General features: G+C 48.5%; 10 protein-coding genes and 1 pseudogene. 1 reads left to right on the top strand and 10 read right to left on the bottom strand.

Going from position 1 to position 10660, the window contains the following annotated elements:
* Window positions 1–108: 108 nt before the first annotated feature.
* A pseudogene (locus HX884_RS23330) lies at window positions 109–231 on the top strand (transposase domain-containing protein); the annotation flags it as partial.
* A 121-nt stretch (window positions 232–352) separates the two neighbouring features.
* Here the strand turns inward: HX884_RS23330 and HX884_RS23325 are convergent.
* From HX884_RS23325 to HX884_RS23280, 10 genes are all read right to left on the bottom strand, one after another.
* On the bottom strand, window positions 353–2086 hold the full coding sequence (locus HX884_RS23325) for a nitrilase-related carbon-nitrogen hydrolase (protein WP_032665819.1): 1734 nt from the start codon (window positions 2084–2086) through the stop codon (window positions 353–355).
* A 50-nt stretch (window positions 2087–2136) separates the two neighbouring features.
* Entirely contained in the window at window positions 2137–2778 is a 642-nt protein-coding gene (locus HX884_RS23320) for an ANTAR domain-containing response regulator (protein WP_032430981.1), read from the bottom strand.
* On the bottom strand, window positions 2762–3934 hold the full coding sequence (locus HX884_RS23315) for a transporter substrate-binding domain-containing protein (RefSeq protein WP_023328878.1): 1173 nt from the start codon (window positions 3932–3934) through the stop codon (window positions 2762–2764). Before HX884_RS23315 ends, HX884_RS23320 begins: the two co-directional genes overlap by 17 nt.
* Window positions 3935–4029: 95 nt before the next feature.
* The gene (locus tag HX884_RS23310; RefSeq protein WP_023328877.1) at window positions 4030–5016 is read right to left on the bottom strand and encodes an acetamidase/formamidase family protein; all 987 of its coding nucleotides are present in this window, start codon (window positions 5014–5016) and stop codon (window positions 4030–4032) included.
* A gap of 32 nt (window positions 5017–5048) precedes the next feature.
* Window positions 5049–5768, bottom strand: coding sequence for an ABC transporter ATP-binding protein (locus tag HX884_RS23305; RefSeq protein ID WP_023328876.1), 720 nt, complete (start codon window positions 5766–5768; stop codon window positions 5049–5051).
* Window positions 5765–6499 carry an ABC transporter ATP-binding protein gene (locus tag HX884_RS23300; RefSeq protein WP_023328875.1) on the bottom strand — a complete coding sequence of 245 codons (735 nt, stop codon included), beginning with the start codon at window positions 6497–6499 and terminating at the stop codon, window positions 5765–5767. Before HX884_RS23300 ends, HX884_RS23305 begins: the two co-directional genes overlap by 4 nt.
* Window positions 6496–7557 carry an ABC transporter permease gene (locus HX884_RS23295; RefSeq protein WP_032665823.1) on the bottom strand — a complete coding sequence of 354 codons (1062 nt, stop codon included), beginning with the start codon at window positions 7555–7557 and terminating at the stop codon, window positions 6496–6498. Before HX884_RS23295 ends, HX884_RS23300 begins: the two co-directional genes overlap by 4 nt.
* 9 nt (window positions 7558–7566) lie before the next feature.
* Complete coding sequence (locus HX884_RS23290; protein ID WP_023328873.1) at window positions 7567–8436, bottom strand: branched-chain amino acid ABC transporter permease; 870 nt, start codon at window positions 8434–8436, stop codon at window positions 7567–7569.
* Between the two features lie 96 nt (window positions 8437–8532).
* A complete protein-coding gene (locus tag HX884_RS23285; protein ID WP_032665893.1) occupies window positions 8533–9753 on the bottom strand; it encodes an urea ABC transporter substrate-binding protein in 1221 nt (406 codons plus the stop codon).
* Between the two features lie 604 nt (window positions 9754–10357).
* The gene (locus HX884_RS23280; protein WP_211944494.1) at window positions 10358–10609 is read right to left on the bottom strand and encodes a fumarylacetoacetate hydrolase family protein; all 252 of its coding nucleotides are present in this window, start codon (window positions 10607–10609) and stop codon (window positions 10358–10360) included.
* Window positions 10610–10660: the final 51 nt, after the last annotated feature.

The raw sequence follows: 10660 nt of genomic DNA, 5'->3' as shown, positions 1-10660 counted from the left end.
GGAGCACCTCAAAAACACCATCATACACTAAATCAGTAAGTTGGCACCATTACCCTTTAAGCCATCTTAAATGACTCTGAGGTGTCTGTTAAACCCGTGGCGATTCAATGCAAACTGAACGGAGTGGAGCCAGAAAGCTACCTCCGTTATGTCCTTGACGTCATTGCTGACTGGCCGATAAACCGGGTCAGCGAACTACTCCCCTGGCGCGTAGCACTGCCAACTGAATAACACATCCCCGTCAATACGGTTCTCGCTGCACGCTTACTTTAGTTAATAGTCTGGGTTTTTTTCATTGCTTCTCATCAGTGATGAAGGGCGCAATTATTAACCCGGGTTGTAACGAAAAGGCTTAATACAGCAGCGGTTTATAGTGATGGGGTTGGCGCATGGCAACCAGATCTTTACGCCGTACCACATTGGTTGGATAAGGGCTGTCAGCAAGAGAGCGTGTGTCGACGATTTGTGTTGTGACCAGCGTTTCCTGCCAAAGCAGCCGTTCTTGCCGTGGAAAAGTGAAGGTTTCTGGCCCGAAAATTCCGCTAAATCCTCCTGCCCCATCTATACCATCAAGTGCATTAGCAAAAACCAGATAAAGATTGTTTTCTCCCGCACGGGTTCTGAATAAGTGCCAATGCAGCGGATCGGCCCCTGTTGGGATAGGGAAATTCTGTGTCACAGAGCTGCCCGCGTGGGCGGCGGTAAATCCTGCCGAAAGCGCAGCAGAACACGCAATAATATCGCATCCCATTAAAGCGAGAATTCGTGCTGATTCGGGAAACAGGGCATCGTGACCTGACAACAATCCAATTCTGCCAAGCGCGGTATCAAACACTCGCCAGTGTTCTCCCGCGCTGGCCCATTTTTGGCTTTCCTGCGAAAGATGGATTTGCCTGTAACTGCCGATTATCCCTTCTGGCCCAAACAGCATCTGTGCAATGTAGTTTTTATCATGTTGCTTTTCTGCCATTCCGACCACAAGGTAGACTCTTAGCTGTATAGCCAGGCGAGCCAGCGTCTGCACTGCCGGGCTTTCTAACGTTTGAGCATGAGCCGCATTATCGTAATGACCTGTCAAGGCTAATTCAGGGAAGACGATCAGCTCGCTACCTTGCTCCAAAACAGCTTCTTTTGTCATGGCGATTATCGCCGCCAGATTATCTTCAACTTGCTCACCGGGAGATAACTGCGCCACGGTGATACGGCTCTGCTTGCCTGGGGGGAGTGGCTGATGTCCATACAGCCCAAAGAAATCCTGCGGGTTCCATAAAAAACTGTCGCTTAATAGTAAGTGATAATAATCAGGACGGCGTTGATAAAAAACCGGCTCCCCTAATACCTGGCGCTGGCGGCTACAGTTGATATCTATTTCGGCATACGCTATCCCATTACCGTTATCGACCACTGCGGCAATGTTGCCATCAGGCTCAATAATACAACTACCGCCGCTAAACTGAACTCCGCGTTCTAGTCCCCAGCGGTTACTCTCCAGCAGATAACAACCGTTTTCCATTGCCCGGCTAATCCAGTAGGGCGCGGGGGTGCGTTCTGCCAACCAGTTGCTGATGTGACAAATGACGTCAACGCCGTCCAGGGCCAGCAAGCGGGCTGTTTCCGGGAAGTGAATATCCATGCAAACCAGCATACCAATGCGTCCTAGCGGAGTATCGAAGACTTGATGTCCAGAATCGCCCGCCGCAGCCCATTTGGGTTCTGAAATATAGGGGTGGGTTTTACGATGGCAACCGATAACACCCTCAGGCCCAATTAATACGGCGCTGTTGTAATACAGCGATGTATTGGGGTCGATTTCAGGCATTCCCAAAACGATATAGCATTGATAATGTTGCGCTAACTCAGCAAAAAGTGCTGTACTCTCGCCAGGGACGGTTTCTACCATCGGCGCAATCTCCTGCCGGTCAAACCAACAGTATCCCGTTGTTGCCATTTCCGGGGTTGTAATCAAGCGTGCACCTTTCTGTGCCGCCTGTTCAACCAATATAAGTAATTGACGTAAATTGGCTTCTTTGGCAAACATTAAGGGTTCGAATTGAATTGCGGCTGCAAGATAAGGGGCTATCGGCATGATGATCCTCACGATTAATAAATGCGATGTTCAGGGAGCCCAGGTAAGGCTTACTTCATTTTTCCGGATGCTGGCGCCCCGGGCGTAGTCCAGGAGAAAATGTCATTGGCCTGTATTAACGAACATGAGATCTCTTCGACAGTAATACGTTTGTCCATAGCCTGATGGCGCAGAATCTCATAAGCCTGTTCTTCGCCAATGCTGTGCATTCTCATCAGGATGGCTTTAGCTTCACTAACCTGACGGATACCGAGCATTTTTTTCTCCAGTCGTTCTATTCGATCGCTCATCTGCCGTTGTTGTTGAGCATGGTGCAAAGCAAACACCATCGCAGAGAGTAAGCCTGAAGAGCGAATTGGAGTTGTTATCGTGGCTCCCGCACCCATGCTGATGGTTTGATCGATAAACGTTGGATTTTCATAGGCGATAACCGCGATAAGGACATGTTTACTCAGATTAAGCCACGACACGTCTGGTTCTGGGTTATCTGACTGTAATGCATAGAAAATCAGGTCCGTATCAGCGGGAAGTCGTTCAGGAATAGGCCAGAAGGCCTGAACCTTAAATCCCATGCGGCGTAAATGATTAGTGAGTGTTGCACCGTCATCATCATCGGGGTGTAACACTACGCAACGAATCCCCCGACTCAGTAATATGGCTGTTGTGCTAAGTCTGCTATCGTGAGGGCGCATATGGATACCCCACAGTTGTTAGCTTCGTTACCCAATCGCCCTGAATCTGATTGGTCATATAGGGATCGGGATCGACAATACGGCGAGACTCCTGGACAATTGTAAATTGCCCATTTTCATTTGCCATACCAATGCGCGGATATAGCCCGGTATGCTGATTAAGCTGATCAATACGAATACGCCCCTGGGGAGCATCAAACTGGCTACCCCTCAGCGCGGTTGATAACGGGTAGATATGATCACTGCCACACTCGGCCATGGCTTTTGCAAAAAGGTGTACCTGGCTGTACGTGGCCTCCCAATTCATGTCCGTACTCATTTCCGGTCCGAATTGCTTACGGAATTGTTTGAGTGCGGATTGATTTGCCTTGGTGTTAATACTTTGAAAATAGGGGGCGGAAGTAAAATGCCCCTTTGCGGCCTCCGCGCCCATAATGGCAATCTCAGTTTCTGAGGTATTTAAGCTACCAATAGGCATACGCGCAGGATCTAAACCTGCAGCCTTATAAGCCTGATACAGGAAAGGAACGGTCTGCCCGACAACAGTGCTGAAAATAAAATCTGGCTGCTTTTTCATGACCTCATCAATAATAGGTAGAAAAGCTTCATAGGGCGCATTCAAATCAAGATAACGCTCACCAATCACTGCTCCGTCATGCCGTTGCAGAATTAATTCCTGCATGTTGCGGTTACATTCGTAGGGATAAATATAACGGGAACCAATCAAATAAACCCGTGTCCCAAACTGAGCCGCGAGGTAGTCAGCCAGCTGTACACAATTCTGATTAGGCGCGGCACCGCCATAGAAAATATTTTCTGAAAACTCAAAGCCCTCATACAGTTGCGAATAAAACAGCAACCGACGATATTTTTCAACAATCGGTGACATCGCTTTTCGGCTGCTGGAGGTATAGCCGCCAAAAATCACATTTACTTCATGTTCGGTAATTAATTCCTCGGCCATGGCACGAAACAGTACATCGTCAGATTGCGGATCCAAATGAATTGCATTGAGTGGTCTGCCGTTGATGCCGCCATTTTGATTAATTTCGGCAATAGCCTGGGTTGCTCCGCGCCATTGTGACAACTCTTGTGCCGCCGTCACTCCGCTGAAGGAGTAAAGTAAACCAATATTGATGGGTGTATCTGGCCCCATATGCACCTGCTTTAGCTGTTAAAAATAGCGATTGTTTGAACTTACACATTACCCCGATCTACATCGGGGTAATGTTCACCGGTTAGTTATTCCTACTAAACTAACAGGTTTTTGTTCAGCATCGCGCCAACGGTGTATTTGGGGTCGACCATGTTGCCCAGCCGCACTTTGCCGCATTGACTCAGAAGCATGTAGGCATCCCATTGTTCGAAGCCAAAGTCTTCTACCAGCCAGTAAATTAAGTCGCGATATGCAATTCGCGTCGCATCCTCCAGCGGACGTGCACTGCCAATACTCATAATATTTTCGGCATTCTCCATTCGTGGCCAGGAAAGCTGCCAGTTCTTGATCAAATCGACTTTGATGGTGGTGATTGAGGCAAACTCTACTGCGGTCCCGCAAATCTCACCATCACCCTGACAAGCATGGGCATCACCAATAAACAGGCGGCCTCCAGGCGCACGTACCGGCAGATAGGTAATACTCCCTGGTCCTATATCCGGCACATCCATATTCCCGCCGTGATTGTCTGGCGTCAGTGAATTGATTGAGTCAATTTCTGGCGATACGCTCAAGGTGCCAATATGGGGTTTATAGGGAAGCGTATGGCGTTTGCTCCAGTAGACCTTTTCACTGTCGAGTTTAATCATGCGCACCTTTTCTGGCAGCGGATCATTGAGCATGGCCGTCAGGTCGGTCCCGGTCAGTCCGCCAAAATGCGGAATCATGGCGCAGATGCCGTAGGGATCAACGCCGCGGGGCAACATGGATTCGATATAGACAGCGAGCACATCACCTTTCTCCGCGCCATTGACCATGATCGGTCCGTTTTGTGGGTTGAGAAAGGGCATTTTTAGCAACTGGCTCGGAATATCCTGTTCCGAATTGATAGCACCTTCAAAAGCATCTCGAGTGTCGACAATAATCCGGTCACCGGGTTCGATGGTCAGGACGGGTGTGGAATAAGGGCCAATGGTGTAATGAAACTCTTTTTGCATTTCTTCCGTCAGGTGATGCGTTACCGGTTTACGCCCGGCACCAACACCGCGTTTGGCCATAATGGATTCTTCCAACCATTTCATATGTTATTCTCCACGTAATTTATAGCGTTTAGTTACAGAGCCAGATGACGACGCATTAAAAGATCATCAGAGAGCTGTTGTTGGGTCAGCGTTTCTACAACCAGGCCTTTATCCATTACCGCACAGCGCTGTGCGGCCCGCTGGATCATCGCAATATCCTGCTCGACCAGGATCACGGCCACATGGAGTTCCCGGGCGATGCGTACCAGGGTATCGGCAATGATATTGACGATAGAAGGTTGGACACCTTCGGACGGTTCATCCAGCAGCAGGACCTTTGGTGAGCCCACCAGGGCTCTGGCAATCGCCAATTGCTGTTGCTCACCGCCACTCATAGTTCCGGCTTTTTGCTTGAGCCTTTGCCGCAATATGGGGAAGTAATCCAGTACCCGATCCAGCATCTCTTTTGCAAATTCGCGATGTTCACGGACAAATTGCATTCCGACTTGCAGATTCTCCGACACGGTCAGCCCGGTAAAAACTTCACGCCCTTGCGGGACGTAGCCAATGCCTAAACGAGCGCGGCGCTGCGGTGAGGCCTGAGTAATATCAATTTCGCCCAATAAAATTTGGCCTTGCTTTGCCGGAACAACGCCAATTAATGTGCGCATCAATGTGGTTTTGCCTACGCCATTGCGGCCAATCAAACCCAATACCTCGGCTGCATGTAGCTGCAGTGTTACGCCATTGAGAACTTGCCCACCGCCATAGCCACCGGCCAGCTCCTGCATTTGTAAAACAACGTTAGTCATACGGTTTTCCCCAAATAGATGTCTGCTACATCCTCGCGAGCCAGCACTTCGCCGGCATTGCCGTCTGCAAAAACTTTCCCTCCATGAAGGACCGTGACCTGTGAAGCAATTTGCCGGACAAATGTCATATCATGCTCCACCACCAGTAATGTCAGACCGTCATTTTGCATTTGCTTAATTAACTCGCCAGTCAGGTAGGTTTCATCAATTGACAAGCCTGCGACTGGCTCATCGAGCATGAGTAACGTGGGTTGCAGCGACACCGCCATAGCAATTTCTAGCCACTGTTTTTTGCCGTGGGATAGATTAGCCGCGAGTTGACGACATTCAGCGGTAAGCTTAAAACGCTCTAATAACTCATCCACACTGACTGCCTGTGAGCGAACTTCCGGGCGTAAATGGCTGAGAGATAATTGCAAATGTTGCGCAACTGTCAGTTCAGGAAAGATCCCGGGAATTTGAAACTTAATGCTCATTCCCATTTGAATACGCTGAAAAGGCGCTAAGGTATTTATCCGCTGATTGAAAAAGTGGATATCTCCATTACTGGGTACATGCTCGCCAGTGAGTAATTTGAAAAAGGTACTTTTACCGGCACCATTTGGGCCAATAACACATCGCACTTCGCCACGACGTATTTGTAAATCAACTTGATTGATAACTTGAGCACCACCGAAGTGTTTGCTTAATCCCCGTGTTTTGAGGATCGGTTCCTGCGAGACCTGATTCATAGCGAGTCCTCCTTTTTCCGGCGTGAGGAGAGCAAGCGGGTGATGCTCTCAGCCAGCCAGGATAAAAGTCCGTTGGGCGCCGCTAATACCACTAACAGCAAGATGGCGCCCAGTAGAATCAAGGCATATTCGCTGCCATAAACAGCTAACCATTGGGATAGCCACACCAGGATGGCCGTAATGATCACCGTGCCAAAAATGTTTTTCCGCCCAGCGGTGGCAACCCAGATGACCGGCATTGCAGCGGCGGATAAACCCATTGATGACGGGGTAATATATGATCCCCACAGGGTATAAAGTGCTCCGGACAGGCCAGAAAGTACACCTCCCAGCACAAACACCAGTAATTGATAACGGCGGATATCAATGCCGAGCATCTCTGCCCGATGAGGATTTTCACGAATTGAGGCCAACGTCAGGCCAAAATTGGAGCGTAACAACGTCCTCACCCCCCAATAAACACCCGCGAGCAGCAAGATAATCAGGTAATAAAAGCCGTTGTCTTCCAGTGGCAAGTCACCGTTAACCCATGGTATGGACAAGGGGGGCATCCCTGACATACCGTTGAAACCATTCAAACGCGCACTGCCGATAGCCCATTGTGGACCTGCAGTTTGTGACATAAAGGTTTCCAGGACCAGAGTGCAGGACAGGGTTACGATACCAACAAAAATACCGGTTACCCCGCCGTAAAACATCAGGTAACCCAGTGCCGCAGCCGCTGCAGCGGCAAGCAGCAATGCGACAATTAAACCGAACCAGGTAGAGAGCACGCCAGCGCCGAAGTTTAATGTCATCACACCATAGGCGTAACCCGCCAGACCAAAGAACGCCGTTTGGCCGAAAGATAAAATACCGCCATGTCCCCACATCGCAGCTAATCCGATGGCGCCGAAGGTCCAGAGAAGAAAGTAGGAAAAGTCACCGATCGTGGTGCTATCGACCACTAACGGTAGCATGAGAGCACCAGCTAAAATTAACAATGTCGCCAGCCAGCTCGAGGATTGTCTGTGTTTCTTCATACCATTCGCCGATAAATTAAGAGAGGTTGTTGTCACATTCAGCTCCTAGCGGTTACGGGTAAACAGGCTGCCAACACCATTCGGTAGTACGCGAATAACCAGTACGGCGGTGACCAGTAAGCCAATTTGGCCAGCAAGTTGCCCATACCAGGAATTTAACCCGGTCTGTATTGCGCCCAGGGCAATTGCGGCAGGAATAGTGCCAACCAAGACATTTGCGCCGCCCACGACGACCGAAACAAAGGCCTGGATAATAAAGCTGCTCCCCATGGTAGGGACGGCAGTCAACGTCGGGGCATAAATAGCCCCGGCCAGCCCGGCCAATCCAGCACCCAGCGCGAAAGTTAAGGTATAAATACGGTCAGTTTCTAACCCCAGGCAGGAGGCCATACGGGCATTTTGAATAGTCGCTCTGGCACAGACTCCGTAGTTGGTGTGGAAAAACAGCCAATAGAGCATCATTAATATAGCGATGGCGAAGAAAGGCAGCAGTGCACGGTAAGTCGCAAAAGAATATTCGCCGAGAGTGAAAGAGCCGAAAGGTGTTGAGAGCCCTTCCAGTGATGGACCGGCGATGAGTAACATGCTTTGTTGCACAATCAGGCTAATAGCCCAGGTTGCGACTACCGAGTCATACAGACGCCCATAAAGATGGCGCACGATGAGACGCTCGATGACTCCGCCGAAGAATGCCGCGGCTAATGTACCGCACAGCATGGCGAACGGAAGCGGCAAACCCGATTTGTTCATCAGTATGGTGACATAGGCACCGCACATAATGAATTCACCGTGTGCCAGATTTATCACCCCCATCATGCCGAAGATAACCGCCAGCCCCAATGCTGCCAGCACCAGATAAGCGAAGTTATCGCCAAACTGATAAATCACTGAGTAAATAAAAGAAAGCGCTAACATCGTTGGCAATCCCCGGTGTCCTGATTGACACGATTTAAAATGGATATAACAGGGAAGTTCCCGTTACTCGAGCACTTCCCTGGCACGTGGTTTGATTTACGATTTTTTAGGTGGTGATGATGGGGTGTACTGGCTGTGGTCCGGTTTTACCGGCAAATTACAGCCAGCGTCTCCTAGCCAGTAAGGTTTGATATTTTCCCATACCTTAGGTATCTCGATAGAATGATCATCTTTTACATGGGCCAGATAGATGGTATGGCTCAAATGGTGACTTTTGGGATCAATACATACTTTTCCGGACGGTCCATCAGTACAGATATCACCACTTTCCAGCGATTTACGAACAGCATCCATATTAGTCGTGCCGGCTTTCTCTACTGCCGCTTTGTAAAGATAAACCGCATCATAAGCATTAGCCGCTTCCTGATTGATGTAGGGTTCATTCGGGAATTTGGCATGGAAGCGTTGTTTGAAGTCATTACTGGCCGGGCTGTCTACTTCTTCTATGTAATTAGTCGTGACATACATGTCTTTCAGCGCCGGGGCTTTAAAGCGTTTATGCTCATAAGCCTGGCCAACGTTGACGGAGCTCGCCATTGGTAAATTTAGTTTTGCCGCCGCTTGTTGCTCATAATAGGAAGATTGGTTCGCCCCAACCAATAATGTCATCACAAAATCGGGCTTGGCTTTCTGGATATTTTGAATCGTTTGACCAAATTGCGAGACGCTCAGTGGGATAAACTCTTCACCCACCATGGTACCACCATTTTCTTTCACAATTTTGCGGACCCATTCAGCCGATATTTGCCCGAAATTATAATCGGCAGCAATGGTATAAACTTTTTTACCATACTTCGCCATCATCCATGGAATTAATGTAGAAAATTGTTGTTCAGGAACCGCACCAGTGACGAAAACATTAGAGTCACACACGCCACCTTCATACTGATTGTTATACCAGTAAAGCTGTTTTTCACGATCCATAATCGGCCGGATAGCCTCACGCGAGGCGCTGGAAAATGCCCCAAAAATCACATCCACTTTATCGTTTTTAATCAGACGACGGGCCATTTGTTGAAAACGTGTGTTGTCGGATTGCGTATCGTATTGTATTAAATCAATTTTTCTCCCGAGTATTCCGCCTTTGGCATTAATCTCGTCTATTGCAAGCTCAGTCGCATGAATTTTAGGAGTAACCGGTAAAGCAAAATTACCTGAAGCATCTTCCAGTAAACCAATTTTTATTGGTTGTTCTGCCGCGGTTGCCATTCCTGAAGTGGTTACGGTAAATACAGTAGCAATTGCGATTGATAGCATGCTGTAATGACATTTTATTCTGGACATAAGTACCCCTGGTTCAGTTAATAGATAGACCTGAAAAAAAGCCAAAAAAAAAGCCCAGCAAAGTCAAATGACATTGCGAGGGCTCTATTGCCATAACCACAAGCCGACAACGTTGGCGTTCTTGCGGAGAAGTCAGCATCACTATAGTAATTATTTCTGAGCATTGTCAACTATTAATTTCTAATAAAAATAAAAGTGGCGCCTGGAAAGTATTGCACCAACTCGGGGCAGGCAGTTGCACAACAATAGCCCATGAGAACACACGTGCTAACTGTGCATATATCATAGGGAAACAGCTATATTATCGCGCGAAGATTTGAGAGATTAAGAACAAAGGGTTAATAAATTGCACCAATAAGATATTTAACACCCATTGGGAGTCTGGCTATAATTATTGCTTCTAAAATGGATACCATCTATAACTGGACTGACCCCACCTCAGCAGGTATTCCCTGTCCTCACGACGAGGTCAGTTTAAAGTCCTCCGGACTGACGCCGCCGGGATGAGTGTGGCGCCGGGCCCGGTTGTAGAAGACGTCAATGTAAACGAATATATCGGCCTGGGGCACCTCCCATATTAGCGAATGGGAGTCTGTTCTGTTACCAGTGGGTTTTGATATCCCAGTTTCTCAATATGGATACGGATTCGGTCACCCGCCTTTAGCCAGACAGGCACCGGCTTCATGCCTAAACCCACTCCGGCAGGGGTACCCGTAGCAATGAGATCGCCGGGCTTTAACGTCATATAATGGCTAACATAAGAGACGATTTCTGCTACGGAGAAAATCATCTGACGGGTGTTGCTCTGCTGACGTTTTTCACCATTGATCTTGACCCTCCATCTCCGAACAGCTTTTGTATCTTAAGTTAACGATGTCCG

This window comes from Enterobacter sp. SECR19-1250, from assembly GCF_013391025.1.
GTDB lineage: Bacteria > Pseudomonadota > Gammaproteobacteria > Enterobacterales > Enterobacteriaceae > Enterobacter > Enterobacter cloacae.
This window is presented reverse-complemented; position numbering and strand designations above follow the sequence as displayed.

What these genes read in the sequence shown, in the direction of transcription:
- HX884_RS23325 (WP_032665819.1), bottom strand. Translation starts at nt 2,086, where the DNA reads ATGCCGATAGCCCCTTATCTTGCAGCCGCAATTCAATTCGAACCCTTA.
- HX884_RS23320 (WP_032430981.1), bottom strand. Translation starts at nt 2,778, where the DNA reads ATGCGCCCTCACGATAGCAGACTTAGCACAACAGCCATATTACTGAGT.
- HX884_RS23315 (WP_023328878.1), bottom strand. Translation starts at nt 3,934, where the DNA reads ATGGGGCCAGATACACCCATCAATATTGGTTTACTTTACTCCTTCAGC.
- HX884_RS23310 (WP_023328877.1), bottom strand. Translation starts at nt 5,016, where the DNA reads ATGAAATGGTTGGAAGAATCCATTATGGCCAAACGCGGTGTTGGTGCC.
- HX884_RS23305 (WP_023328876.1), bottom strand. Translation starts at nt 5,768, where the DNA reads ATGACTAACGTTGTTTTACAAATGCAGGAGCTGGCCGGTGGCTATGGC.
- HX884_RS23300 (WP_023328875.1), bottom strand. Translation starts at nt 6,499, where the DNA reads ATGAATCAGGTCTCGCAGGAACCGATCCTCAAAACACGGGGATTAAGC.
- HX884_RS23290 (WP_023328873.1), bottom strand. Translation starts at nt 8,436, where the DNA reads ATGTTAGCGCTTTCTTTTATTTACTCAGTGATTTATCAGTTTGGCGAT.
- HX884_RS23285 (WP_032665893.1), bottom strand. Translation starts at nt 9,753, where the DNA reads ATGCTATCAATCGCAATTGCTACTGTATTTACCGTAACCACTTCAGGA.